Consider the following 25,960-nt stretch of genomic DNA (forward strand, 5'->3'; position numbering starts at 1 on the left):
CAACGTCGACCGCGCGACGCTGGAGGTGCTGTCGAAGATGTACGAGAACATGAAGAAGGCCCTGCAGTTTCCAGGCGCTGGAGAGGGGACATGACGAGCGAGCTGTGGGGATACTGGTCTGAGAACACAGTCCGCATGGTCGGGGACTACAGAAGCCAGTACTGGCCGGGGCTGATCGTCCGCCTCGTGCAGGGCGGTGCTGAGAAGTTCTTCCGGATCACAGATGTCTCATACGATGGGCAGTACACGTACCTGACGCTGCACGGCGGAGGGCTGTACACGCTTGGGACGGAACCGATCACGGAGCACCAGCATTCGCCGTACCTGGCGCCGAGGGGGTTCCCGATCGGGTTCGACCTGCTGCCACAGTACCTGGCCGATAGAGATCACGCATCCACCAGCCTGCATACGCCTGGCACGGTGGTGCCGGTCGTAACAAGCGTTGGTAACCCGGGCAGTGATTCGAACATCCCCTCGGAGAAGGCGGTGCGCAGCGCGGTCAACGAAAAACTCTCTGTCATTATGACGATAGAGGTCAGATCTGTAGGGCTTTCGTCGCAAGTGAACGAGTTCGGGCGCGGTATCTGGGTGAACGGGACGAGAGTTCTGGAGCAGGGGAGATCGTACGGGCTGGTTGTGATCGATCGAAACACACTTCAGGTAGTGTTCACGGGCACATATGATGTATTCGGGAGTTCGTCGAACGCGGAGGCACTTGCGAACAAGCTGGCAAGCTACGATCAGAACTATATAGTCGCAATCGGGACGTACGACGAGCCGCGAGAAAATCGCACAACGTCGCCGCTGCCATACCAGATCGCTCGGTGCGGAGGGACACGCTCGCTATTTCTATCGTCGGGCTTCAAGTATCGCAGCGCGTACGCGCTCATCGGAGTTCCAGGGTTTTGGGAGGGGGCTGGCTTCGAGGCATATTCTGGAAACACTGACGACGACACGCTCGCATATTGCTATCTCGCGGTATATGTGCTCTCGAACGGATCGCTAGTGAAGGCGGGTCCCATGCGGTAGTAAAAAGGTCAGCTTCTCCGGCACGAAGGCCATATCGCAACCTCGGTCTCCAGGTCGGAGTAGACCTCCAGGTGGTAGAATCGTGATAGGAGATCTTAAGACAAACCTGAAGCTCGAGGCGCACCTCAGGCGAGATCTCGAGGAGTCGATACCTGAGCTGAAGGACCTCGTGATCGAATCTCTGAGATGTGACCCTGATCCGCCTCAGAGAATGAAGATCTTCATGAAGGTCTCACCGTACCTGGCGCCGAGGGGGTTCCCGATCGGGTTCGACCTGCTGCCACAGTACCTGGCCGATAGCGACGCTCAGAGCACATACCTGTCGAAGACAGATGCTCAGGATACGTACCTGTCGAAGTCAGACGCTCAGGATACGTACCTGTCGAAGTCAGACGCTCAGGATACGTACCTGTCGAAGACAGATGCTCAGGATACGTACCTGTCAAAGTCCGAAGCACAGGGGACGTACCTGAAGCAGAGCGATCACGCATCTACAGCCTTGCATACACTTGGGAGTGTCGTGCCAATCATGGTAGCAACAGGAAGCAGCACCGGTACCGGATCGTCCCAGACGATTGCACATAATCTGGGTGCAGTCCCACATATCATTTCTATAGTACCGACTGCCAGCGGTGCAAGCGTTTCCGGTCTGTATGCAAACAGCACAAACTTCTATGTGACAGTCACCCGTGGGGAGACGTATAACTGGTGCTGCGTGCTGTTTCTGTGACTGATGTAACATCATGTGGTGGTAGAATTGATAGAAGTGAAGAGCATAGAACGCATCAAGGCGGAGCTCCAGGCGATCCAGATGAAGCTCCACCCGCTGATGCGGGACTACTCGCAGTACTCCCCGAACACGGTCATAAACGAGTCGATCGCGATTCAGCTTCATATTCTGCAGAAGCTGATCGCAGAGAAGGAGAAGGAGCTGAACGTGCTCACAGCGACTGGAGCTGCGCTGGACGCGCTGGTGAAAGACAGACTGCCTTTCGGCAGGGATCAGGGGACGAAGGCCCGTGGGACTGTGAAGTTCTCATGCATCGTCCCGCCGACGAGAGATATCACGATCCCGAAGGGGACGCAGGTCGGTGCGTATGACGCCGATGGGAACATGTACCTATTCGAGACCGCGCAGGACGCCGTCCTGGAGGCCGGGATGGATCACGTATACGTCGATATCGTAGCTGTCGAGGAGGGCGCGAAGTACAACGTGGCGGCGGGGTCGATCACGCTGATCCTGACGCCCGTCTCAGGGATCGACGCAGTCACGAACGAGTACGACATGGCTGGCGGGACTGACCAGGAGGACGACGAGTCGCTGAGACAGAGATACATATACGCGCCAATAGCGACAGGCAGGGCGACAGTGCAGCTCGTGAAAGAGCACCTGGAAGCCCTGACCGACTCCGACGGGAACCGGCTCGTGAGGGAGGCAGGGGTGCAGCCGATCGGGCTCGGAGACGTGACGATCACAGTCGACCCAGTGAACGGGCCGCTGGACGATGTCGACGCCATATGCAACGAGATCAAGAAGAACATCGCGGCAGGGATCACCGCTTGCGGTGTCAAGACCGCGATCCTGAAGCCGCTGTATCAGGCATACGCCCTCGACGATTCCGCCGGCGGGTACATATGGGTCAGGTGCACCGAGCCGCTGCTGAACAATGTCACGCTCTCGCTGACGTACACCGATACGCTTGGGGCTGAGAGAACCGCGACTGTGAACATCCCCGCGCCAGTCCCGACCGGGTACTGCGTGAAAGCGACGCTTGAGAGCAGCGAGACGCTGGCGAAGGTGGTGACTGCGAGTTCGTATGATGGTGAGGGGTCGTTCGATGTCCTCATCGGCCTGGGAGATTATCCCTTCCTGTACACGACCGCCGAGCTGGTTCCCGTCTCGGTGTATCTCAAAGTCAGAGCGTTCTCAGGGGCAACGTCCGCGCTCAGATCGCAGCTTGAGAACTCGATACAGTCGCTGCTCGGCGATTACCGCATCGGGGAGAGGCTTGAGTACTCAGACGTGCTGCAGGCGGTGTTCGTCGACTACGAGACGAAGACGCCGATCACGGGCATCGACGAGGTGATATCTCTGAACGTGACGATCAAAGACACGACGCTCTACAGCGTAGGGCAGAGCTACGGTCTCGAAGCAGACGAGCGCGTGATCGCCGGGCCTGTGAACGTCGAGATCACATGAGGGTCGAGATCACATGAGGGAGGTGAGAAGGTGGACAAAGAGATGATAGATTCGCTGAAGAGCGTCCTGACCGTCGGGATTCTTGTAGCGTTCACCGCATTCATCTGCACGCTGCAGGATATCCCGACCGAGGTGAAGACATCCGCAATCACGGGAGTGTTCGCGCTGTCCTCAGCGTACATAGGCACGCACCAGATCATCCGGACGCAGCAATGACGCTGACACGGAACCAGAAGCTCGTGCTTGAGATGATACGGAGGTCGGGCGGGATGACCGCTCCAGAGCTTGAAAGAGCGCTGCTAGAGCACACTGGCGAACGATGGACTGAGACCACGATCAGGAACGCCCTGAAGAGCCTACGGAAGTACGGGTACATAGAGAGAGCGTGCCTGTTGATGCGTGGTAAGGGGAGAATGAATATATATGTGACTACAGAAAAATACTCCTACACGGATGGCACATAACCCGTATCATCTCTATCAGACTTTATGCTTGAGGTACAACATCTCTATAGACGATATGCTCGATGCACTGGCACACATCAAAGAGCATCACGAAGTCCCTGACCGGTTCAAGAAGTACACCCGCATGTGGAAGGACAACGGGATCATCCGTCGAGACCGCTCAGCAGAGAAGAGCCGGTGGATGCCTGGGACGATGTTCACAACCTTCCATGCATACCTGCTGGGAAGACGCACGGCGCGTAATGGAAAACAAGCAGCAGCAAAGGTCGCGTAATCGCTTTTTCCAGTTGGTTTTCTCACTGGAAGCAATATTCTCCTATCTGTCCTGGAGAGATCCAGAGCTATAACGCATTTTACGTGGCCGGAACGCATGTCGATTCATGGGAATAACTATATATACATTCAGGGCAATGAGTTCCTGAAAGAGCCGAGGTGGCTGGTAGTATCGAATATACAAAACTTTTTTATGGGTGCGGGTCGAATTCAGCGTGACCTGAAATGGAGGGTGGTATTTGAATAAAGATATTCAAGAACCCGTAGGGATCAAGGAAGTCATGGATTTATACAGACGCACACAGTGCTCTGAGAAGTGCCAGGCGAAGCGGCTTATAAACGCGCTTTGCGATGTGCTCATAGCGAGGGGGGTGATAAGAAGCGATGAGCTCATGACCGCTTATGATATGTGCGGTGAGGGGGTGTATGCTGCGGAGCGGGTCGAAGTTTTGAAGGATTTGATCGCAACCAATAAATAATATCCAGAACTCTCTTTTCTCATGAAGTTCAGGAAGTGGTAGCATGGAAAAAGAAACGTGCGAAACGCGCCCCCGCGAATCGCATCCGCCGGCAATAGCATATGGTGTCGTTTCTGGATATAACGCTTTCGATGATCACAGCGCCGTTCTACGTGACCTGCTGATGCGGGTTTCTGCCATCGAAGAGCAGATCAGGGAGATCCACGGTGAGCTGGAGATCAACACTGACGCGCACTGCAAAATGAGGGAGCAGATCTTCGCCCTCATGGGAAAGCACGTCGCTGAGCTCGGAAGGAGGGAGCAGAGAGTTCTTGAGCTGCTTGATGAAGCCGGAGGGCAGATGTCGTTCGGGGCGCTCGCTGCTGAGATGAACGTGTCGAGGTATACACTGAGAAGACTCCTGCAGAACCTGAAGGGATATGTGGAGACGGGGCGAGACCCGAAGAGCATGAGAAAAAAGTACGTCAGGCTGGTGGTGCCGATCTAGACGAAAACATTTCGGATTGATTACATTTTTTTTTCATAATTTCTCTTTTATTGAAAATATTTATTAGCCAGGAGATCATGAGATCATATAATATGCGGATGAAAATTGCAGATATTAAAGTCCCTGTCAGAAAGCGTGCAGTGAACCCTGAGAAGGTGCAGCAGATCGCGGACTCCATCAAGGTGATTGGGATGCTGCACCCGATTCTCGTGCGCAGGGACGGGACGCTGCTGGCTGGCGCGCACAGACTTGAAGCCTGCAAGCAGCTTGGGATGGACGAGGTGGAGGTGGAAGTGCTCGATGTCGAGCCGCTGATGCAGGAACTCGTAGAGATAGACGAGAACCTGATACGCTCTGAGCTCTCGTATGTCGAGCGCGGGGAGTTTCTGAGACGCAGAAAAGAGATCTACGAGATGCTGTTTCCGGTGGCCGCGCATGGTGGAGACAGAAAGAGCGAAGCCTTCCGGGAGGCCAGGAAGGGCGTGGAGTCGTTCGCTGAAGACACTGCGAAGAAGATCGGGGTGTCGCCGCGCACGATCCAGCAGGATATCCAGATCGCTGAAGAACTCCCTCCGGACGTGAAAGAGACGATCAAGCAGATAGACCTGCCTAAGGTCGAAGCGCTGGAGCTTGTCAAAGTCAAGAAGTCCGAAGGGCCTGAGACAGTCAGGGAGATAGTGAAGAAGCTCGCTGACCAGCCCGAAAAGGTGGGGATCGGCGCGGTGAAGACAGTGAAGCAGCACCTGACGCTGAAACGGCAGGTGGCAGAAGAGCCGACCGCGAAGATCCAGCGCGCCGACTGGCACGAAGCCCTCGCGGGGCTTGAGCATCCCGTCGATGTCGTGCTCTCGGATCTCTCAGTGCAGAGATTCAGCCGGCAGGACTTCTCCGAATTCCTGCGACTTTCCGAGAGCGCGATATCCGAGCGCGGGAGGGTTGTGATACAGGTCTCGGTGCCACAGCTCAGCGACGCGATATCCGCAACGCCACAGGGTCTCGCAGTCAGGTGGGTGTACGCGAATACTCTCGCATCGAGCGCTCAGCCGGACGTGCAGCTTGTGCCACGCTCTGTCTCGGACTTTCTGGTGGAAAAACCAGCAGCACCGCGCGTAAACAACATGTGGAAGCCGATAGTGTTTTACGCGAAGGGCGACGCCGTGCCGCCTCCGGGAGGGGACGTGATCAGCCGCTCGTATACGAGACTGTCCCGCATAGAGGACATGTCGCTGCAGGTGGTTGCCAGGTTCACGAAGCCGGGTGAGAAAGTGCTCGATCCATGCATCCCGGTGCAGAGCTCAGCAGATCCAGCGCTGATGACCGTGATGGCTGCTGTTGTCGGTCGAGATTTCATTGGAGCGACCACGGAGCAGGTCGTGAACGACGAAGTGCCACAGACGCTCTCCAGGCTGAAATACGCTGTGGCATGGGCGTAGCCAGTGCAGAGGCCGCTGCTACCGATTCTTCTCCAGTAGCACCGGTTTCTACATACTTTTTTCTTCCTTTGTGCTACCAAGGCAATTCTTCATGGTAAATTCGCTCTGAGGCGGTCGCGAATATATAAGCAAAGCACGATTTGATATGAATGATCATGATATATACCGAAACTACCATTTCTGACTTCCTAAACCGTGTATACAAAAAGGAAAACTACCATGGAATCTGAGGCATAATAGAGCTCCTTTTAGACCATGTAACACTTTAAGGTAAATATGTGCGCACATATCGCACATATTCCGGCAATCCACCACGCCCACGAGGCCATTCATGCGATGGAAATTATAATTCCAGTTTATCGAGAAAAGTATATATACTAGCTATAACTCTCTCTATCATATCTAGCGAGAGCTAGAGCTCGACTGCTTATCTCTATATCTCTATCTCTCTATCTCTCTCTTATCTCTAATATGTGCGTTATGTGCGCGCCTATCGATACGATTAACAATCAAAGTATTACTAAAGAACGAGGATCATGGCAAATCAGTGTCACGAAAGACATACAGAAATCAAAATCGCTATCAGTAAAGCCTAAGAAAAATCGCTATCAATAAAAACAGTCTCAACCACAGTGTAAAATCGATATCAGAAGGATCTCTCACCTCCTAAACACGGCGCACATATCGATACGATTTTTCAGAATCGTAACACCTTGATTTTAGCACATTAAACCGCATCCATAAACACATATCTATCTCAAAATACTTCTAACGAATCTCTAAATAACCGTTAATTCCATGAAATAAGGTATAAGAATGTTCATTTTCATGAAACGAACGATCTAATACGTCATTTTCGAGGTAGTTTCATGACCGTAACCTGACAAAATAGTGATGGAACTTAAAAAACAGCATCTAGAGACGATGCAAGGAATCGACATCAGTAAATGGTGCCTCATAAAAACGATATGCTCTAACGGTGCACATATCGATACGATTTTGCGCAAATTTCATACCGGCGTGGACGACACAAATGTAAACATGCTTACAACAGAGAAATTCACAAAAACTATATATACTATCTAGGCAGAGAAACTATCATGCAGGATGGACAGATCGAAGCGCTGCTCGACCGATACCGTGGAAGGCTGCTCGATGCAGCAGGAAAAGGGCTGCCGCTAGTGTTCGATGTCGTGGAGCTTGAGAAATACGATATCGACGTTGCGGATTACGCTATCGAGCATCCAGACGATTTTATCACGATGCTCGCTGCTGCGGCGAACAGCTACGATTTTCCCTTCGATCTCGAAGGGGCTGTCAGGGTCAGGATCAGAAACTCCCGTGATGTCCGCCGAATCGGGGGCATTCGCAGCACAGATGTAGGGAGACTGATCGCGGTCGAGGGCGTTGTGAGGTCTGCCAGTGTGGTTTACACTTCGCTGACAGAAGTCTATCTCATATGCAGAAGATGTGGGGCCGGGATGTACGCCCCTGCGGGACAGGTGAAGAGAAACGAAGGGCTGATCTGCCTGGGATGCGACAGGGCAGGGCCTTTCAAGATCGACCGCGACAGGTCGAAGAAAGATGACAGCAGATTCATAGTGCTCCAGGAGTTTCCTGAGGGAGTCCGCGCTGGAAACCTGCCTCGCTCGATCCTCGTGATACTCACGGGCGAGCTCGTTGAGAACATAGGCGCTGGGAACAGAGTTCGCATCACTGGAATCCTGAAGCTCATGGAAGGGCCGAAGAGCAAGGCGAGCGAGACGATCGACTACGACCACTACATCGAGGCGACGCATGTGGAGCAGATCGAGCGGGACTTCGAGGATATAGTGATCACAGACGAAGATGTCGCGAGGATCAGGGAGCTGTCGCGCGATCCGCGCCTGATCGAGAAGATCAGGGACTCGATCGTGCCCTCGATCTACGGGCTGGAGGATGTCAAGCTGGCGATCGCACTGCAGCTCGCATCAGCTCCGGAAACAGTGTATCCCGACGGGACGACCAGCAGGGGAGACATACACATACTTCTCGTTGGAGATCCTGGCGTGGCGAAGTCTCAGCTACTCCGATACGTCGCTCAGATCGCCCCGCGCGCTGTGTTCACTTCTGGGAAGGGCGTGACCGTCGCGGGTCTCACAGCAGCAGCAGTGAAAGACGATGCTGGGGACGGGAAGTGGACTATAGAGGCTGGAGCCCTCCCTCTCGCCGACAAGGGCGTATGCTGCATAGACGAGCTCGACAAGATGAACGAGCGCGACAGGGAGGCCCTGCACGAAGGGCTTGAGCAGCAGATCATAGCGATCGCAAAAGCGGGGATCACCGCGACGCTCCGATGCAGGTGTGCAGTGCTCGCAGCCGCGAACCCGAAGTACGGGCGATTCGATCCTCATGAGCCCGTGGCAGACCAGATCAATCTCCCTCCGACACTTCTGAGCAGGTTCGATCTGATTTTCGTGATCCACGACCGCCCGGAGCCGACGCGGGACAGCGACCTGGCGGAGCACATGCTGAACTGCGAGACCGCCGCCCCTGCGATCGAGCCGGAGCTGCTGAGGAAGTACATAGCGTATATTCGACAGCACATATCGCCGGTGATGACCGAGGACGCCAAAGCGCGACTGAAGAAGTGCTTCATGGAAATTCGCGGGCTGTGCAGATCTGCCTCGCATCCGGTGCCAGTCACCGCGCGACAGCTCCAGGCTCTTGTGCGACTGGCGAAAGCCGTCGCCCGCCTGAGGATGTCCCAGACCGTGACAGGGGAGGACGCTGAGCTCGCAACGAGAATTCTCATGAAATGTCTGGGGGGTGTCGGTATAGACCCAGAAACGGGAATGCTCGATGCAGACGCGATCGAGGTCGGGATGACGAAGACCGCGACAGATCGTAGCATCGCGCTGCAGAGGATCATCGCCGAGCTGGCGAAGAAGTCGCCCGACAGGCTGGCGTCGCATACCGATATCCTCGACGAAGCAGAGCGCATGGGAATCGACCGATACAAAGCCGAGAACCTTCTCAGGAAGATGGTGACGATTGGTGGGATCATGGAGCCGAAGGCTGGAAAATACAGGCCCGTGTGAGGTGGTATGGTGATGAGTAAAGAAGTAGCAGCAGAAATATTGAGGAAGATCCTGCGTGATGACTACACGCGCGGGAACAGATCGCGGCTGGTGGTGCTGAAGTACATGATCGAGAACCGCGCGCCCCAAACGCTCGCGGATATCCGAAAGGGCGCGCGCGTGAACATCTACGACACGGTGAACCCGATGCTGGCAGCGTTGCAGCCGCACCTGCACATCGACGCCTCAGGGCGCAGACGCAGGTACGTGCTCAAAGAAGACATCAGCACCATCGACGTGGTCGAAGCGCTGGACGAAGCCATCCGCGATGGCAGGTGCGGGTCGCTGACGAGAACTCATGCACTTTCAGCGATCGGGCTGAAGTCCACAGAGGCGATGATAGTCGACCTGCTGTGGAACGACCGGGAGCTGAATGCGTCGGAGATCTCGCTGGCGATCATGCACTGCTACACGAACGTCCTGACAACCCTGAGACGCATGATATCTGCAGGGTGGCTCCGCAAGGTCGGGACGAAGTATAGATTATCAGAAGATGCAAAAAGCAGAGTGGAGGAGCTGATGAAGAATGTCACAGCTTAGATACTATCTGTACGCCGGGTTCGGCCTGGCGTTTCTGATCGCAGCCTTCGTGCTGTTCGTGACCGGGATGTGGGTGCTCGGAATAATCGCGGGCATCCTTGGCCTGGTGAAGCTGTCGAACGCGAACGACGTATCTCGCGGGGACTACAGCCCTCCGGGGTCGCTGGTGGGACTGCCTGCGAACAAGCTGTCCGCCAGGATATGGGCGTGCGCCCTGGTCGGCGGACTGTTCATGCTGACGTTCGTCAGCCTGCTCGCTGCAGGGGATCTGATGTCAGCAGCGATCGCGTTCGTGTTTGGCGGGGCGATACTGATGTACGGCGCCGAATGCTGGTTTGTGCTCGTAGATCGCCGCGCTGTGTCTGTGGAGGTGTGAACGACGAACCGCAACGACATCGCCGCGATCGACAGGGAGCTCGACGATGCGACAGCGCGCTGGGAGCTGGCTTTCAGGCAGATGGAGACTGAGCTGCTTGAGATCCAGTTCTGGGGCGTGGTGCAGTCTCTCCCACTGATCATGTGGGTCGCCCGCCGCCATCTGCCTCCGGGAACCGAGCTCTCGATCCAGCCGAGCCGGGACACTGGCGCGCCTCCTCACTACACGATTTTCGCGCGCTTCCCGGATGGAGGGTGTGGGATCGACGCACTGCTCAGCGCGCGCGACGAACTCAGATCACTGATCCAGGGCAGGAGGTTCTACGTGCATCTCACAACAGACTTTCAACCACCTGTCATGGGCGGATGGGCCGAGGTGGAGTCTCCGTACCGCGACGTTGCAGACGAGCCCATCAGGGTCTACGTTGCAGGGCACATCACTGAGAGGATGCCTGCAGAGTCGGACGTGTTCGCAGTGCACACGCGCGGGGAGACACGTAACGCAGCCTGGTTCAAGCTGCGGGACGTCGTTAGGGAGCTAATCACGAACCCTCCAGTTCCCAGCTTCGGGGGTGAACTGCGATGGTCAGCCATCTGAAGTTTGTCAAGCAGGGATACAGACAGCGCCTGAACCGCGTCCCGATCGGGTGGCAGGACGTGCTCGACTGCCTGCCCGCCAGCGAGGACGGGGCGCTGACCCCTGCAGAGATCGCAGACATTGTAGCGAAGAAGCACAGGCTGAAGCGAGATGAGAAACTGTCGATGGCAGTCTATAATCGCCTGACGTATCTGTGCCTGCATGGGCATGCTGAGAAGAAGCTCTGCGGAAGGGCTAACCGCTACTGGCGTCGAGGTGGATCGTCAGATGCACGATGACACCACTGCAATCGTGGTCAGGGACGTACCTGTACAAGTAGCCAGATGGGAGATCAACCGATATATCGACCAGCAGCTAAAGGCTGGAACGCGCACCGTTTCTGCAGGAGAGATCGCTTGTGAACTCGCTCTCGATCTGGACGTGGTACTGAATGTCATGGAGGAGCGGGGGTTCGTCTCCCTCAGAAACCGTGGTAAGCGAACGGTCTCAGCCGACGAGCTCGAAGCCGCCATAGACGAAGCGAAGGGCATATGGGCTGGAGGATGCGAAGATGTCTCAGCATGAGCTGTCTCCACAGCGGGCAGCCGTGGTGCAGATGATGAGAAGACTCCTGAGCCCGCGCAATGGATGGGAGTGCTGGAGACTGCGATCGCAGACAGAAGCGCAGGGAAAGATCACAGTCCTGCTGTCGAGGAATGGGGCGTTCGAGCCTGGGCCAGGGCAGTCGCTTGAGTCAGTCGACAGAGACGAGATCGAGCAGTGCATCACAACCGCGAAAAGGGTATCACTCAGCGCGGTGGCGACGCTCAGAAGACCGACCGTATACGACTACGGGATCTCTCGCCACGTCGAGTTTCTGGAGCCGGAGATAGGTATCAACGTCGACGATGTCGACGCAGCAGATACGATGTGGGTCGACGCATTCATCGAGCACATGGAGATGCGACTGTATGACGAGCAGTGCATCAGGATCGTGGTGGACATTACGTGGATGTCGTAAGACGCCATGGCCATCCTCTTTTTTCAGTTCCCCTTTCATCGGGATACGCACTAGGGCATGTCTGATGTGCATTGCCTTGGTATGGCCATGGCCACTTTCAGTGGCGCACACAAAACACTTGAATCTTGCGGTTTGCGACCAGGTTCATTCCATATGATATGTGAATTTGCCCCTCCCCGCGCGTACACCCAGCCTTCACGGGCCAAAAACATATTCATCCGCTGAGATGAATTTTAATGTGCTTGTGTGACATGGAGTAGCACGGCTTCGCGGCCCTGCATGTCACAGGCGGGCTGGAAACCAGAATCCTCAAAGGTCGCATAATCTCTTTTTCCAGAAAAGTATATATATTTTCGATGCGGGCACTCTTTTGGTGGTTCTCGTGAAGAGTCTAGACCTGCTCAGATTCGTGCCGGTTGGAAGAGAGAACGCCGCCACCGCGAGGGATATCGCCAGGGCGGCGAAGCTCGCTGGATGGAAGGGAGTGAACGTCTACACACACATATACCATCTGCGAACGAAGGGTCTGGTCAATAGGGATGCTGGAACGCCCGACGAGCCGCTCTGCGTATACTGGAGGGAGCCGGGAGTCGAACCGAGCGAGTCCTCCGTTGGGATGTCGAAGCGGAAAGCGATGAGCGAGATCAGTATCGGGTGGCGCGACGTTGTGAAGTTCCTCCCTGACACCGAGGAGGGCGCGCTGACACCCGTCCAGCTCGCGGGTATCGTCGCCAGGGAGTACCATGTCAAAAACACAAGAGCTTTCAGGCGGGTAGTTTTGAAGCGTCTCCAGTACGCGCACAGGATTGGCGCGACGTGCCGCGTCCAGGGCGGGAGGATGTACAAGTATTACAGATGCAGTGATGAATCCGCTGCGAGGGCGACCCCTGCGGTGGGTCTCGAAGCGCTGAAACGAGAGATCGTAGCAGAGATATCCGGGATCGTCGACAGGGTGTTCGAGAAGATTCATGACGATCGTCGACGAGCTGCTTGGGGCCGTGAAGGAAACTCTTGACAGGAAGGAGATCGAGTACTCCACGCCTGACGAGCGGTTCCACAACTTCGATCTCGTTGCCGGGCTGCTTGGGTGCGACAGGGAGGAGGCGATCTTCGCGCTGATGTCGAAGCATATAGTGTCTCTCAGGGACGCGGCGATGAAGTGCACGCCGCTCACAGTCGAGGAGATCAGGGAGAAGGCGATCGACACGATAGCGTACACGCTACTGCTGTATGCAGCGATGTACGAGGCGCGGAAGGGCTAAAAAATATTTTGTGCTTCTCTGGATATGGTAGCAAAAACCACGCGATCGCGAAAGTCAAAGGGTCGCGCCTTCCAGGACGAGATACGCGCCGCGCTGATTGCAGAGCTGGGCGTCTCTGAGAACGACATCATCTCCACGCCTGCGAGCGTGCCTGGGTGCGACCTGAAGCTCTCAGAAGCAGTCCGGGCCAGGTTCCCGTTCGCGATAGAAGCGAAGAGACAGGAGCGGTTGAGGGTATGGGACGCGATGAAGCAGTGCGAAGCGAACGCTGCGAGGGAGGGGCTGCTCCCGCTCCTCGTATTCCGCCGGAACCGGGAGACTGCGTATGCGATGCTACGATTCTCAGATTTCTTGAGACTGTGTAAGGTGGTGGTGGATGGCGAAAAGAAAGATCAGCTTCGGGATGAGTTCAGAAGTGAAGAGCAACACGATCGAGCTTGAGGGCAGCGAATACGACAAGCTGGTCGGCGCTGGGTGGCTGGGCAAGGACGGGATATGCAGATTCCCCGACGAAGTCAGGGCGACCGTCGCTGGGGTCAAGTCTGTGCTGCCACTGACATGGTTCAAGTCGGCGACCGACGCTGATATCGAGGACGCGGTCAACCGTGGCTGGATCATGTTCGTCGACGGGGACGGTATAGCGAGAACCAGAGCTGCCTACAGAGCGAGGTATCCGGGCTATCCCGACCCGCTGCTGATGGCGAAGCTCCTGGGCAGGATTCCGGGACGTGACAAGAAGTTCTTCGAGCTCTCCAGGGCCGGCAGGTGATCGCAGTGGAGTTCCTGACGATGATATGCATCACAGCCCTCGCTGTGGGCGCGCTGATTATGGCGCTGATGGCGTGCCGGTACAACGTGCTGACGAGACAGTACGACGTTCTCATGGAGCGACACACACAGGTGGAGAAAGTCGTATCGCTGGCGATCGAGGACAACATGCGCCTGCTCCTGCTTCTGGAGAAAAAGTCTGAGCTTCAGAACGCGGCAGACATGGTTGCGAAGCTGATGAAGCTCTCAAAGGAGGAGGCCGAGAGGGAACTCCAGTCCGTCGGGCTCGATGCGCTGATAGCGAAAAAAGCAGCCTGCATAAGGGCAGCGCTGGCGACTGTTGTTGATCCTGAGCTGATCCTCAGGCTGGAGAAAGAGATAAAGTAAGCGAGGTGGCGATGATAGACCTCATCGCAGCCAGAAGGGAGTGCAGAGCGTACAAGCACATAGCGATCGCGATCGCGGTGCTGTATATTGGTCTGATCGCCGCGCTGGTGCTCACAGACGCGAACGTGATCGAGTTCCGCGCGACCGGAGAGGGTATGATCTACAGCACGCACAGCTCTGCGAACGCTGGAGAGACTGCCGGCGTCGACACTGGAGAGTTCGCATACACGTACAAAGTCGAGTGGTCGGAGGGCTTCTCAAAGGTCACATCTGTGTTCGTAGCGAAAGCTGAGGGAGGGTACGGAGACCAGTACGTGGTTACCGCTAGGGGCGCAGGGCACACGATCACGTATGAAGCCAGACAGATCGCAGGGAACTTCAGCGGAAACCGAGATTTCACGCTTTACATTCGCCCGGACGACCAGAACGAGAATCTGGATCAGCATATTCTCGTTCAGGGCAACATGACGCTGGTTGCGAAGATCCGCGCGACCGACAGGTTCGGGAGACCGCTCGACAACGAGACCGTGTTCCTGCGCGGGAAGGCGCTTGTGGACTCGTATGTGAACCTGACAAAGCCGTATCCCACGCCTGGTGACTGGCTTGGGTTGTGCACAGAGATCGAGAAGAAGTGGGGTGTCTAGATGGTCGGGCTGCTCTGCCATGACAGTATCCTCGATGAGCTCGCAGAGAGCTTTCCGGGCAGCATAATCAGGATGGACGGCGATAACATGCTCTCTCTGTACACAGAGATGCCTCCGGTGGAAGCACAGAGGGAGCTTGATCGCCTCTGCGACGAGTGGACGAAGTGCAGCAGCGGGGACGAGATGTACATCCGTCTGCTCTGTGTCAAGGTCGCAAAGCTCGTGAGGGTGTGAGAATGCGATTTACGGACATCGACTGGCGGGAGGTGCTGAACGACTGGAGCGAAGAAGACATCGAGTATCTGATGGAGATCTGCAGGGAGAAACTTGAGCAGATCTGGATGGCGCGTCTCAGAAGCGAGAGCGCCGCGCAACGTGGAAGAAACAATATATCGCGAAACAAGGCAAGGTAGAGTGGGGGTATCAGATGGTAGTACTTGAGAAAGCGCCCGCAACCGCACAGCGTGTGGGAAAGAACGTCCTCGTTGAGGGCCTGATCGACCAGCTTCAGCAGGCGATCGAGGCGGCTCAGAGCAGCCTGACAGCGCTGCAGAGCACAGTTACAGCGCTGCAGGGAGCGATCGACGATCTCGAAGAGCTTGTGGGCGAGATACCTGAGGGCGAGACCGTCGCCGACATTCTGGCGGATCATGAAACTCGCATCACCACCCTGGAGGGCGGTGGCGGCGGTGGATCGTAACCGCCCCTGACAACGACTAGCACGCGGTCAAAGCTGTCAGCAGACAGCGACCGGGCGACACACGTCGCAGACCACATCACACATTATTTTTCACAGCTCTTCTGGGAAATCGATATCAGCAAAGGTCGTGTAATCTCTTTTTCCAGCAGGTTTCTCGCCGGAAGCAATATTCTCCTATCTGCTATGGAGAGATCCTTTGCTATAACACGTTTTACGTGGCCGGAGCGTCAGGCGATTTCTCTCTCCTTATGGTCGAAACATATATATACTTTCAAGTCGTAGGGAGTATTGTAAAAACGAGAACCGAGGAGGTTCGTATGAACGCATTCGAGTTTGGTCAAAAACTTGTGAACCTGTTTGGAACCGAAGATAGAGCTGCTGAGGCTCTGAGATACGCCGCTGCTGAATACAGCGAGAAGTTCGGGATCAGGCCCGACAACCCGCTCACAGTCGACGCATCGCTCAGCGTCGAGGAGCGGGCGAGACGTGACTTCGAGCGTGTCGCCGCGATGTATGGCGACATGCTCTGGGAGATGGACGCTGCGAAACTCGCTGCGATCCGCGCCAGGGAGAGCATATATGCGAGAGATCTCTCCCTGCCAGAGAGGGTAGACTTCCAAGTAGCATGGGTAAACGAGTACAACAGGAGGGCAATGTGATGGCAGAGCTCGATCCTGTCGTAGTAGAGGCGTTCGTTGAGGCGCATGGCGCCCTCAGCGCCATTTTAAAAAATGTAGGGCAGCCTGGCGACCGCGAATATATCGCGCTGCACAGACAGCACGCGGCGCGCCGAGCCCTCCAGAAGATCTGGAAAGCAGTGATCCAGGTGGAGGGCAGCGAAGCGATCGATAAGTATGTGAAGCTGTTCGGGCTCGATGAGGTGGATGGAAATGAGTCTGGAGCCTGAAGTCAGGGAGGCGCTTGAGCTGGCGCTCAAAGTGCTGACAGAGGGGCTTGAAGACATCCCAGCGGGGATGAGAAAGACCAAATTCGCGAAGATGAGGGTGGAGGCGAAGCGCGCGATACGCCGCGTGCTTCGTGCACATTCAGAGGTGGTGTAATGAGCCAGATCAAGATGTATGCAGTCAGCAGGCTGTTCGACGCGAAAGACAGCCCGCTCTCCAGCACAAAGCTGGTGGTCGACGCGCGAGGGTTCAGGTGGACGTTCGACCGCCTGAACTCTCCCTACATCTCGCACAAGGTCTGCGAGATAGAGCCAGTCGAGAAGACTGGCTGGCTGGTGATCAGAAACGACAAGCACGCGATCGCTCTGGCGTGCGATCCGAACGCAGCCCCGCCTGCGGGCCTGCTCAGGCCAGGGCGCTCCAGAGTAGTCAAGGAATGGTATGTCATGGAGCACGTGCCTGGGTATGTCGTGCAGGACGTGCTGAACCGCGCTCGCTCTCTGATACCGGCGGGATTCGATCTCGCTGACACAGACCCCGTCAGGCTCGCGGTCGAGACGCCGAAGCTCGCATGGTTCCGCGACAGGGAGCCGGTGTACTGGGGAGCAGTGACAGAGACCATCAACAGTCCCATCGTGGTGGAACTGCCACCGAGAGAGGACTGGGAGATCGACCGCTGGGGCGATGGCATCTGCCTTGTGAACGACGATGCGGGCACGTTCACCGAGAGACTGCCCCGCGCGACCGCCATAGCGTGGCGCGGGTACAGACTTGAGCCCGTTGACGATCATTACCAGTTCGCCGAAGCACCGGTGGCGTTCAAGGTCAGGTTCAACGACAGCGTGCACGACGCCGAGGGATTCGCAGTCCCGCGCGGGAAATACAGGCTCGCCGGGAACGGAATCGATCACGAGATCCCCGACGTGGGCGAGAACCTTGTGTTTATCGGAAGGTAGACACAAGGTGTCTATTTATTTTCGAGGTGTTTATAATGTTCCGTGGAAAGATCAAGGCGCGAAAGCTCTATACCGCCATCAAGGCGCTGTACCCGCTCATGACAAGAGCGAGGGTGCATGTCAGTGATAGATTCGTTGAGCTCGCTGCTATGGATTCTCAGCACGCGGTCGCTGCTTATGTGGAGGTCGACAGCGACGAGTTCGACAGATATGACTATTCTGAGGACGTGAAGTTCGGGCTCAACCTGAATCACGCCCTCGCAGCTCTGAGCGTCGCGGAGAAAGATATTTGCATCGAGATCGAGGGAACGACCGCGAAGCTAAGCACAGGGACGTTCACCGCGACAACACAGAGCGATATGCGGGCGTTTGTGGATGGAATAGACAACACATTCAGTCTGATGCTGGGAAGCAGTATGCTGTTCAACGACTTTATATATCCTGAGGCGGCCTGGAGCTGGGCAGTCTCGATAGTCCAGCGCCAGGGCACGTCCTTCATAGACGAGGACGGGCGCAGAGCGATGCGAGTCCTCGGTCTGGGCATAGAGATCGAGAAGCCGCTTGAGGGGTGGCCCATCCGGGGGTCAGGATGGGACATGCCCGCGCTCGAAGAGTACGCGAAGCAGCTCCTCGATCCCGACCGGCGCGGGTTCTCGTACACGTATGGCGAACGCCTCTGCGGTGGCGAAGTGAACCAGATCGAGCGGGCGATCAAGCTCATGCGAGACCGCCCGACAACGCGCCGCGCCGTCGCCACGACGTGGAAGACTGTGAGGGACACGTGCACGTCCGCGCGAGGGCGTCATGCGCCGTGCCTGATCGCTCTGTGTTTCCAGGCCCGTAGGGACAGCGTCATGGAGCGTGACATGCTCGACCTGACCGCATTCTTCCGGTCGTGGGACGTGCAGCGAGCCGCGCCCGCGAACATGTACGGGCTGGCGAAGCTGCTTGAGCACGTCGCTCTGAACGTCGCCAGGACTCCTGGGAAGCTCAGGATCATGGCAGCCGACGCTCATATCTATGTGGACTGAAGACAGTCACATATGAGAAAAAGGTCGGACGAAGAGAACAGGGTGTTGAAAGAGCTCGAAGCGTGCAGCCTGCGACAGATGGAGGAGATCCGGTCGCTGAAGTTGGAGCTGGAATCAGCTCGAAAAGATTGCAGCTTGAAAGACGCCGAGATCTCCAGACTCCAGCAGGAACTCCGGGTCGCGCTCGAAGCGAACGAAGAGCTGCGACGCCTCGCGGAGGAGGTCGCGACGCTGAAGCGCGACCTTGAGCACGCGCGGGAGCTGTTGAACGTCCGCGCTGCAGAGGTGGCGTGGCTCAGAGAGCTGGTCATGCACACGACAGCAGTGCAGTCCCGTCCACAGCTCCCGGCTCCGGAACCACAGACCGCGCCGCCTCCATCCGTGGCGAGCAGGTTGCGTAAGCTGATCAGACTGTGAAAGCCGCCCCCCCAGGGCGGAGATTAAATTTTGCAGAGGTGCATAAAAATGAAGGTCGCTCGTAGCGACGGCAGTATCTCTGAATGGAACAAGAAAGCAATAATAGATCAGCTCACAGCGGACTCCGAACTCGCATCTGAGCTGTTCGGGGCTGAACCGCTCTCGAAAGATCTGATCAAGGAGATTGCAGACGAGACAGAGCGTCGGGTCAGGCAGACAGGCCTGAAGTGCGTGACCGGCGCGCTGATCCGGGAGGTCGTGAACAACGTGCTGCTCGAACGCGGGTTGATCGCCGTGAAAAATGCGAGCACGCGCGTGGGTGTGCCGCTGGCAGACGCGATCGATATCGATCTCGGTCGAGGGTTCGAGCACAACGAGAACGCGAACCTGCAGGACAACGCCGAGACTTCGCACAAGAAAAAGGCGGACAGGCTCTGCAAAGAGCAGTACCTGCTCATGCTGCCGGAGAAGCTGGCGAAAGCTCACCGCTCCGGAGATATCCACGTCCACGACCTGGAGTACTTCGGGACGAGACCTTTCTGCCAGGATCATGATCTGAGATACTTCTTTTACTACGGGTTGATGCCGGACGGGCGTGGTAATAAAGCGTCCGTCGCAGGCCCTGCGAAGCGGCCTGAGGTTGCGATCCTGCACGCTGTGAAGGCCCTGGGCAGCGCTCAGACGAACTTCGCAGGCGGACAGGGCTTCTATAACTTCCTGACCTTCGTGGCGCCGTACCTGGAGGGGCTGAGCTATGACGAGATCAAGCAGCTCATGCAGATGTTTGTGTACGAGATGACCCAGATGATGGTCGCGCGCGGCGGGCAGCTCGTGTTCTCCTCAGTCCAGCTCACTCCAGGGGTGCCGAAGATATGGAGAGACAAGCCAGTCGTTTACAAGGGCCGGGTGTGGAATGGAGAGCAGGCGCCGCTTCGCGTTTATGGAGAGTTTGAGAGAGAAGTCCGTCTCTCCTTCAAAGCTCTGATGGAGGTCATGCTGGAGGGGGATTACTGGGGCAAGCCGTTCAGTTTCCCGAAGCCGGAGATAAGCATCGAGCCTGACTTTATGAAGGAGGACGAAGCGTTTAACGCAGCCCATCCCGACCTGCCGGCATACAGAGACCTGTACTTACTGGCGTTCAAGCTGGCAGCGAAGTATGGCGCGCCCTACTTCGACAACCAGCTCCCTGAATACCGTGGCGCTGGAGAGGGGATATCGTGCTACCAGTGTCTCACAAGCGGGACGCGTGTTGCGATCCAGACGCCTGCGGGCGTGATAAAGATAGAGACGTTTCATAACCTGTTCGAGCAGGCAGCGACGATAGGGAAGGTCACGACAGACATCACGGGCGGGGAGTACGTCGACGTGAACTTCGATGTGTTCGGGGTGGACGTAAAGTCTCTCACAGTCGCACGCAGAAACGTGCGCGGGATCGTGCGAAGGAGGTACCGTGGCGATATAGTCTCGATCCATCTCGACACGGGCTATCGCAGGCTGGTAGCGACGCCTGATCATCCTGTGTTCGTTCACAGGAACGGCGCGACGATCAAGACCAGCGCTGGAGAAGTCCGCGAGGGTGACGGGATGATAGTCCTGCACCGCACATACTCCAGGGCGACGATAATGCATGTCGCAAACGTCAAGCGCTACAGGTACGATGGGTACGTCTACGACTTCGTTGATGTGGCGGACGTGCACAACTTCGCGACCGCCGACGGAATCGTGGTCGGGAACTGCTGTGCCTATCAATTTTCTTCGACTGCGTATAATGATAAAGACTTCCACGACAAGCTATATTTCCGGAACGGGAAGCACTTCTCGATGGGATCGTGGCAGGTTGTAACGCTGAACTGTCCCCGCGCTGCCTACATCGCAGAGCACGACGATGGGAAGCTGATCAAGACGCTGAAACAGCTCATGGATCTCGCTGTGGAGGTGTTCGCAGCGAAGCAGAAGCTCATGCAGATGGCACTGGGCGCAGACAGGATGCCATTCGCAACGCAGCGCCCGCGCGACCCCTCGACTGGCGAGCCGGGTGCGATCGCAGTCGATCTCGATGGCCTCGTTTACACGATAGGTGTCGTGGGAATCAACGAGATGGTGCAGTACCACACCGGGAAGCAGCTCCATGAGTCGAGAGACGCATGGGCGCTGGCGATCAGGGCGATAACAGAGATGAAGATGTACGCAGCAGAGCTCAGCCGGAAGCATGGGATGCAGATAGCGCTCGCTCGAACGCCCGCCGAGACCGTGGCGCAGAGGTTCGCAGTGCTTGATTTGCGTGACCGCCGGTTCGGGAAGAAAGCTGCGACGGTCGTAAGGGGCGATGTCGAGAGAGCGAGAGCGATGAAAGGCATGGATCTGCCAGTCTATTACACGAACGGGACGCACGTGAACGTGTCCGCGCCCGTCCCGCTCCAGAGGAGGGTCGAGCTTGAGCACGTCTTTTTCCCGATACTGGACGGTGGAAACATTTTTCACATCTTCCTTGGGGAAGGTGATCCCGACCCAGAAGCGCTGATGCGGTTCGGGCTGAGCCTGGCGACGAAGACGCAGATAGGTTACTTCGCTTTCACTAGGGATTTGACTGTGTGCCTTAACTGCTACTCGATCCAGCCTGGGCTCCACGACAGGTGCAGCCTGTGTGGGTCTGAGCACGTCGACCAGATCAGCCGCATCACCGGGTATTTGCAGGCGGTCAGCGGCTGGAACGAAGCGAAGAAGCAGGAGCTCCGAGACCGCACGAGGGTCAGCGACGTGCGAATCTGAGAGGTCGTAACTTATATATACTTTCCAGATACACATATTTTTATGTCATCGAAGTACGAAGTGATTGAAGGATACAGCCAGTCAGTGTGGAAATCGCTAGTAGTGAAGTCCATCAGGCTTGGCTGGCTGGATGGACTGCTCGCAGCCCGCGCGAGGCTTACGCAGAGCGCTTTCGCTAGATTATTCGAGCGTGGCGTTTTTGAAGACATTTTGCCGCGCAGAGAGGACGTGTCATGGATTCTTGAGATCATCCACAGCGACGACATCGATCGATTCAGCGAGGTTCTCTCTGTCGAGACATATCATGGCAAATTCTCGTACTCGTGGTACAACCGCGACTACGAGCGAATAGGCGAGCTGTTCAAGCAGGGCTACCGCGACGAAGCAGTAGCCCGCACGAAGCAGGCAGTACCACAGCTCATAGATCCAGTAGGCGCCGCCGCAAACGTGACAGCATGGATCTGGCACCTGCACGAGATTCCCGAAGAAGATCTCAGGAGACCGGTCGACAGAACTCCCTTCGCAGGCCCAAGGGAGCCGTTTGTAGATATGCACCCGCTCGAAGGCAAGCGATCTGGGCGATGGCATACGATCCTCTGTGGCCATCCGCGCGACCACGACCGACTGCGAGCCGAGGTGCACAGGATCGGGTGGGAGGGTGTCAGAAAGCAGGTGCATGAATCGCCGATAGTCCCGCCATCATTCCCAGTCCTAGCGCCGCCGACTTTCTCAGAGACGAAGCCGAAGAGGGCGACGCCTGGAAAGCGCGAAAAGAAACCGGAGCAGGTCACGTTCTCGTTTTTCTGAACGCTTGAGAGAAGATACGCCGCGCCCGTCGACTGGGGAGAGCACGTCAGAAAAGTGTGGGGAAAATATATATCATGTTCCACAAAAAAGTATCTCTGAGGTGGTTTGGTGGAGGACAAACTCGATGAGAGCCAGTCTGGAACCGAACAGGGTGTGAGCGAAGTCGAGATCACGAGAAAGGTCGAGCTGCTGGAGGTGGATATAGACCAGCTCGAATCAAACGTATTCTCTGCGAACGAGGAGGACGACAGCACTTTCACGCGCCTGCAGGACGAGATCAAGCGGCGTGGGCTGATCGAGCTGCCTGTGGTGACGAAGAAAGACGAGAACCGCTACACGATCATCGCAGGACACCACCGCGTGAACGCGCTCCGGTCGCTGGGCGTGAAGCGAGTGCCTGTCGTGCTCTACAAGGGTAGGATCGAGACCAGGGAGGACATGTTCAACCTTGTAAACAATATGAACCTGATCCGAGGGACGATAAGAAAGTCCGAGCTGATCAGAAAGATCCGGGAGTTCGACCTCGACCCCACGAAGCTGGATCTGCACAAGAACCCGTGGACGCTGCTGGTGCCGAAAGTCACCGAGGAGGACATAGCCAGACGCGACGCTGAAGCGATGAGGAACGCGAAGATCCAGGATATGGCGCTGAAGATAGCGAAAGAGATAGCAAAAACTCTGATCATGGAAAAAGACGAATTCCTGACGTTCATTGTGGTGCACGACAGACCGGCAGCCGTGATAAGGATCCCGTTCAAGTCCATGAAGATGGCGCGCGATAGGTCAGTGGAGATCAAGAAACGCATCGAAAGCGCACTCGCAGACATCAGGGAGATCGCTGCGGAGATGGAGGAAGAAGAGTAAAAATGCAGATCCTCCGGAGGCGAAGGCGAAGCATGTCGGTTTCTCATAAAATCGAAAAGATATATACTATCCGATACAATTCGTAAAATCGATATCAGCAGGTGGTATGTAATGAGCGAGAGCGATATAGGAGATGTCACGAATAAGGAGCAGAAGAAGACGAAGCGGGGCAGGAGAAAAGACCAGACGTGGGTGTTCACGCAGGCGAAGCGTATGCAGTTCCTTGAGCTTGTGAGGAGGGGCAGCACGCTGACGTATGCAGCCGAATCGATCGGCGTCCCGTACGCGACGATAGACAAGTATCGCAACCGGCACAAGAACTATGATAAAAAAGTCCGTGAAGCGATGCGGGTGAGAGTGACGTACCTGTGGGACTCGCTCTACAAGAAAGCGATGGAGGGGAACGTGCAGGCCCTGATGACCTGTCTGCTGCACGCGACGCGGTTCCTGCCACTGGACGATCCTGACAGGTTCCTGAGCACGCAGCGCATCGAGGTCGGGCTGCAGAACGACCCGCTTGCGTCGCTTTCCACGGAGGAGGTGCACGCAATGATCAAGCGTATGCTGAAGTCAGTCACAGCGAAAGATGGCAAGAGCGAGACAGAGACAGCAGACCAGAGCGCGGACGATGGTAACGGAGCAACAGATTGACAAAACCGCTCCACTACATTTATCACCGGATCGCAAAAATCCCGGTGTTTCAGCACAGCGACCCAGCAGATTGATAAGATCTGCTCCGGATGGTTATCACATTGATGCAGCGCACCCGCATGACGGAAGGCGCTGTGAGAGCAGACCGTCGAATTTCCAACACAATGTAAAATATGGCGTCGGAAAATTCACGTCGACCCAGAAAAACGCCGGAGATTTCAAAGACCAAAGCAGCAAATTGTAAAATCTCAGACATGCTCAGCAGCCTGGAGGAGGTGGACAGACAGTACGAGCAGATACTGTCAAGGTGTCGCACGGAAGCCGAGGTGGATCAGCTCAGAGCAGTCTGTCTCACTGCGATCAGGAGGGCGTGCGAGTCGAGCCTGGAGACGTTCGTCCGCGTGATGTGGCGGATGGTGGAGCCCAACGTCGAATACCTGCATAACTGGCACATGACGCTGATCTGCGAATATCTGCAGGCTGTCACAGAGGGAAAGATCAACAGGCTGGCGATAAACATCCCGCCGCGATACTCAAAGTCGACGCTCGTCTCTGTCATGTGGCCGTGCTGGGAGTGGGCGATCAACCCTGCACAGAAGTGGGTATTCAGCTCGTACTCCGCCGCGCTTTCGGAGTATATGTCGCGGAAGAGAAGAGACCTGATCAAGTCGCACGACTATCAAGCGCTCTGGGGAAGGAGCACAGTGATCAGGCCGGACTACGACCGGCTCAACGTCTTTATGTCCACGCGCGGCGGGCTCATGTACGCGACCTCCACGGGAGGGTCTGTCACAGGCATGGGCGGAAACCGCCTTGTGATCGACGATCCAGCCAGCCCCATGGCCGCCCTCTCAGACGCAGGAAGGGAGACTGTGAACGAATGGTTCTTCAACACGTTTCTCTCCAGGCTGGACGACAAGTCACGCGGGTCGATAGTGCTGATCCAGCAGAGACTGCACCAGAACGACCTCACGGGGTTCCTAACTGGGATCGAGTCCGCCGATCTCGTGGGCAGCGTCATACGAAAAAACGGCTGGACGCTGCTGAGGCTGCCTGTGATCGCAGAGATCGACGAAGTGCTCAGATCGCCCCTGGACGGACGCGTCATAGTCGAGCGCCACGCCGGGGACATACTCTGGCCTGCGCGCGAGGGGCCGGAGCAGATCGAAGAGCACAAGCGCGATGCGTTCACCTTCGCGGCGCAGTACCAGCAGCGACCGACGCCCGCAACGGGCGCGATATTCCAGCGGGAGTGGTTGCAGTTCTACGACGAGCTGCCGGAGCACGCAGACAAGCCGGTGTGGGCTATATCCGTCGATGCGTCCTTCTACGGGAAGGATCTCTCGAACTACGTAGCGATAGGTATCTGGGCGGGGCTCAGACCGAACATGTACCTGCACGAAGTCGTTCGCCGGAAAATGTCGTTCACAGAGACCGTCAGCACGCTCCGGGCGCTGCTGAAGCAGTACCCTGCGACTAGCGCGGTGCTGATCGAGTCCGCCGCGAACGGGCCTGCCATAATCGACGAGCTCCAGCGCGACGTTGGTGGCGTGATCCCGATAAAGCCTGCAGGGAGCAAGGAAGCGAGGGCGTTCGCAGTCACGCCGTATTTCCAGGCCGGGAACGTGTACATCAGAAACGCGCACTGGACGCCCGACTACATCAGCGAGCTGCTCGACTTCCCGGCTGGCGCATACGACGATCAGGTGGACATGACCACGCAGGCGATCAGCTACATCCAGCACACGTTCAACCGCCGCCCCGCTGGGAAGCATAGACTGATAATCACGAGACCGCGGTAG

36 protein-coding genes are annotated in these 25,960 nt (G+C 56.5%); all 36 read left to right on the forward strand.

The window, feature by feature from the left end; translation table 11 throughout:
* The first annotated feature begins 90 nt into the window (after positions 1 to 90).
* The 36 genes from QHG98_07190 (at position 91) to terL (ending at position 25,960) form a co-directional block, all read left to right on the forward strand.
* Positions 91 to 1,029, forward strand: a complete 939-nt coding sequence (locus QHG98_07190; protein MDH7597501.1) for an interleukin-like EMT inducer domain-containing protein — start codon at positions 91 to 93, stop codon at positions 1,027 to 1,029.
* Positions 1,030 to 1,111: 82 nt separating this feature from the next.
* Positions 1,112 to 1,759, forward strand: a complete 648-nt coding sequence (locus QHG98_07195; GenBank protein MDH7597502.1) for a hypothetical protein — start codon at positions 1,112 to 1,114, stop codon at positions 1,757 to 1,759.
* Between the two features lie 36 nt (positions 1,760 to 1,795).
* The gene (locus tag QHG98_07200; protein MDH7597503.1) at positions 1,796 to 3,229 is read left to right on the forward strand and encodes a baseplate J/gp47 family protein; all 1,434 of its coding nucleotides are present in this window, start codon (positions 1,796 to 1,798) and stop codon (positions 3,227 to 3,229) included.
* A gap of 30 nt (positions 3,230 to 3,259) precedes the next feature.
* The gene (locus tag QHG98_07205; protein ID MDH7597504.1) at positions 3,260 to 3,445 is read left to right on the forward strand and encodes a hypothetical protein; all 186 of its coding nucleotides are present in this window, start codon (positions 3,260 to 3,262) and stop codon (positions 3,443 to 3,445) included.
* Positions 3,442 to 3,693, forward strand: coding sequence for a hypothetical protein (locus tag QHG98_07210; GenBank protein ID MDH7597505.1), 252 nt, complete (start codon positions 3,442 to 3,444; stop codon positions 3,691 to 3,693). Before QHG98_07205 ends, QHG98_07210 begins: the two co-directional genes overlap by 4 nt.
* Positions 3,683 to 3,967 (forward strand): hypothetical protein, encoded by a 285-nt coding sequence (locus QHG98_07215; GenBank protein MDH7597506.1) that lies wholly within the window; start codon positions 3,683 to 3,685, stop codon positions 3,965 to 3,967. The genes QHG98_07210 and QHG98_07215 overlap by 11 nt, the downstream gene beginning before the upstream one ends.
* Positions 3,968 to 4,247: 280 nt before the next feature.
* Complete coding sequence (locus tag QHG98_07220) at positions 4,248 to 4,445, forward strand: hypothetical protein (GenBank protein ID MDH7597507.1); 198 nt, start codon at positions 4,248 to 4,250, stop codon at positions 4,443 to 4,445.
* A gap of 163 nt (positions 4,446 to 4,608) precedes the next feature.
* On the forward strand, positions 4,609 to 4,932 hold the full coding sequence (locus tag QHG98_07225; protein ID MDH7597508.1) for an HTH domain-containing protein: 324 nt from the start codon (positions 4,609 to 4,611) through the stop codon (positions 4,930 to 4,932).
* A 92-nt stretch (positions 4,933 to 5,024) separates the two neighbouring features.
* Positions 5,025 to 6,365, forward strand: a complete 1,341-nt coding sequence (locus tag QHG98_07230) for a ParB/RepB/Spo0J family partition protein (protein ID MDH7597509.1) — start codon at positions 5,025 to 5,027, stop codon at positions 6,363 to 6,365.
* A gap of 1,100 nt (positions 6,366 to 7,465) precedes the next feature.
* Positions 7,466 to 9,445, forward strand: a complete 1,980-nt coding sequence (locus tag QHG98_07235; protein ID MDH7597510.1) for a minichromosome maintenance protein MCM — start codon at positions 7,466 to 7,468, stop codon at positions 9,443 to 9,445.
* A gap of 12 nt (positions 9,446 to 9,457) precedes the next feature.
* On the forward strand, positions 9,458 to 10,024 hold the full coding sequence (locus QHG98_07240) for a hypothetical protein (GenBank protein ID MDH7597511.1): 567 nt from the start codon (positions 9,458 to 9,460) through the stop codon (positions 10,022 to 10,024).
* The gene (locus QHG98_07245; protein MDH7597512.1) at positions 10,011 to 10,400 is read left to right on the forward strand and encodes a hypothetical protein; all 390 of its coding nucleotides are present in this window, start codon (positions 10,011 to 10,013) and stop codon (positions 10,398 to 10,400) included. The genes QHG98_07240 and QHG98_07245 overlap by 14 nt, the downstream gene beginning before the upstream one ends.
* An 81-nt stretch (positions 10,401 to 10,481) precedes the next feature.
* Positions 10,482 to 10,997 (forward strand): hypothetical protein, encoded by a 516-nt coding sequence (locus tag QHG98_07250; protein MDH7597513.1) that lies wholly within the window; start codon positions 10,482 to 10,484, stop codon positions 10,995 to 10,997.
* Positions 10,982 to 11,275, forward strand: a complete 294-nt coding sequence (locus tag QHG98_07255; protein ID MDH7597514.1) for a hypothetical protein — start codon at positions 10,982 to 10,984, stop codon at positions 11,273 to 11,275. Before QHG98_07250 ends, QHG98_07255 begins: the two co-directional genes overlap by 16 nt.
* Positions 11,265 to 11,561, forward strand: coding sequence for a hypothetical protein (locus QHG98_07260; protein ID MDH7597515.1), 297 nt, complete (start codon positions 11,265 to 11,267; stop codon positions 11,559 to 11,561). Before QHG98_07255 ends, QHG98_07260 begins: the two co-directional genes overlap by 11 nt.
* Complete coding sequence (locus QHG98_07265; GenBank protein MDH7597516.1) at positions 11,548 to 11,997, forward strand: hypothetical protein; 450 nt, start codon at positions 11,548 to 11,550, stop codon at positions 11,995 to 11,997. The genes QHG98_07260 and QHG98_07265 overlap by 14 nt, the downstream gene beginning before the upstream one ends.
* A gap of 373 nt (positions 11,998 to 12,370) precedes the next feature.
* Entirely contained in the window at positions 12,371 to 13,012 is a 642-nt protein-coding gene (locus tag QHG98_07270; GenBank protein ID MDH7597517.1) for a hypothetical protein, read from the forward strand.
* Positions 12,966 to 13,259: a hypothetical protein gene (locus QHG98_07275; GenBank protein ID MDH7597518.1), complete on the forward strand. Its 294-nt coding sequence runs from the start codon at positions 12,966 to 12,968 to the stop codon at positions 13,257 to 13,259. Before QHG98_07270 ends, QHG98_07275 begins: the two co-directional genes overlap by 47 nt.
* Positions 13,260 to 13,283: 24 nt before the next feature.
* On the forward strand, positions 13,284 to 13,700 hold the full coding sequence (locus QHG98_07280; GenBank protein ID MDH7597519.1) for a hypothetical protein: 417 nt from the start codon (positions 13,284 to 13,286) through the stop codon (positions 13,698 to 13,700).
* Entirely contained in the window at positions 13,663 to 14,028 is a 366-nt protein-coding gene (locus tag QHG98_07285; protein MDH7597520.1) for a hypothetical protein, read from the forward strand. Before QHG98_07280 ends, QHG98_07285 begins: the two co-directional genes overlap by 38 nt.
* A gap of 5 nt (positions 14,029 to 14,033) precedes the next feature.
* Positions 14,034 to 14,414, forward strand: a complete 381-nt coding sequence (locus QHG98_07290) for a hypothetical protein (protein ID MDH7597521.1) — start codon at positions 14,034 to 14,036, stop codon at positions 14,412 to 14,414.
* 11 nt (positions 14,415 to 14,425) lie between these two features.
* Entirely contained in the window at positions 14,426 to 15,058 is a 633-nt protein-coding gene (locus QHG98_07295; protein ID MDH7597522.1) for a hypothetical protein, read from the forward strand.
* Entirely contained in the window at positions 15,059 to 15,292 is a 234-nt protein-coding gene (locus tag QHG98_07300) for a hypothetical protein (GenBank protein ID MDH7597523.1), read from the forward strand.
* 2 nt (positions 15,293 to 15,294) lie between these two features.
* Positions 15,295 to 15,471 (forward strand): hypothetical protein, encoded by a 177-nt coding sequence (locus QHG98_07305; protein ID MDH7597524.1) that lies wholly within the window; start codon positions 15,295 to 15,297, stop codon positions 15,469 to 15,471.
* Positions 15,472 to 15,485: 14 nt separating this feature from the next.
* Positions 15,486 to 15,758 carry a hypothetical protein gene (locus QHG98_07310; protein ID MDH7597525.1) on the forward strand — a complete coding sequence of 91 codons (273 nt, stop codon included), beginning with the start codon at positions 15,486 to 15,488 and terminating at the stop codon, positions 15,756 to 15,758.
* 317 nt (positions 15,759 to 16,075) lie between these two features.
* The gene (locus QHG98_07315) at positions 16,076 to 16,417 is read left to right on the forward strand and encodes a hypothetical protein (protein MDH7597526.1); all 342 of its coding nucleotides are present in this window, start codon (positions 16,076 to 16,078) and stop codon (positions 16,415 to 16,417) included.
* Positions 16,417 to 16,665 (forward strand): hypothetical protein, encoded by a 249-nt coding sequence (locus QHG98_07320; GenBank protein MDH7597527.1) that lies wholly within the window; start codon positions 16,417 to 16,419, stop codon positions 16,663 to 16,665. Before QHG98_07315 ends, QHG98_07320 begins: the two co-directional genes overlap by 1 nt.
* On the forward strand, positions 16,649 to 16,819 hold the full coding sequence (locus QHG98_07325) for a hypothetical protein (protein MDH7597528.1): 171 nt from the start codon (positions 16,649 to 16,651) through the stop codon (positions 16,817 to 16,819). The genes QHG98_07320 and QHG98_07325 overlap by 17 nt, the downstream gene beginning before the upstream one ends.
* Positions 16,819 to 17,619: a hypothetical protein gene (locus tag QHG98_07330; GenBank protein MDH7597529.1), complete on the forward strand. Its 801-nt coding sequence runs from the start codon at positions 16,819 to 16,821 to the stop codon at positions 17,617 to 17,619. The genes QHG98_07325 and QHG98_07330 overlap by 1 nt, the downstream gene beginning before the upstream one ends.
* Positions 17,620 to 17,654: 35 nt before the next feature.
* Positions 17,655 to 18,650 carry a thymidylate synthase gene (locus tag QHG98_07335; GenBank protein ID MDH7597530.1) on the forward strand — a complete coding sequence of 332 codons (996 nt, stop codon included), beginning with the start codon at positions 17,655 to 17,657 and terminating at the stop codon, positions 18,648 to 18,650.
* 12 nt (positions 18,651 to 18,662) lie between these two features.
* Positions 18,663 to 19,067, forward strand: a complete 405-nt coding sequence (locus QHG98_07340) for a hypothetical protein (protein ID MDH7597531.1) — start codon at positions 18,663 to 18,665, stop codon at positions 19,065 to 19,067.
* A 48-nt stretch (positions 19,068 to 19,115) separates the two neighbouring features.
* Positions 19,116 to 21,836: an anaerobic ribonucleoside-triphosphate reductase gene (nrdD, locus tag QHG98_07345; protein MDH7597532.1), complete on the forward strand. Its 2,721-nt coding sequence runs from the start codon at positions 19,116 to 19,118 to the stop codon at positions 21,834 to 21,836.
* A 42-nt stretch (positions 21,837 to 21,878) separates the two neighbouring features.
* Positions 21,879 to 22,643, forward strand: coding sequence for a hypothetical protein (locus QHG98_07350; protein ID MDH7597533.1), 765 nt, complete (start codon positions 21,879 to 21,881; stop codon positions 22,641 to 22,643).
* A 108-nt stretch (positions 22,644 to 22,751) separates the two neighbouring features.
* A complete protein-coding gene (locus tag QHG98_07355; protein ID MDH7597534.1) occupies positions 22,752 to 23,507 on the forward strand; it encodes a ParB/RepB/Spo0J family partition protein in 756 nt (251 codons plus the stop codon).
* A 111-nt stretch (positions 23,508 to 23,618) separates the two neighbouring features.
* Positions 23,619 to 24,158: a hypothetical protein gene (locus tag QHG98_07360; protein ID MDH7597535.1), complete on the forward strand. Its 540-nt coding sequence runs from the start codon at positions 23,619 to 23,621 to the stop codon at positions 24,156 to 24,158.
* Positions 24,159 to 24,412: 254 nt separating this feature from the next.
* A complete protein-coding gene (gene terL / locus QHG98_07365; protein ID MDH7597536.1) occupies positions 24,413 to 25,960 on the forward strand; it encodes a phage terminase large subunit in 1,548 nt (515 codons plus the stop codon).

Origin of the sequence: Methanothrix sp. (genome assembly GCA_029907715.1) — an archaeon.
Taxonomy (GTDB): Archaea; Halobacteriota; Methanosarcinia; order Methanotrichales; family Methanotrichaceae; genus Methanothrix_B.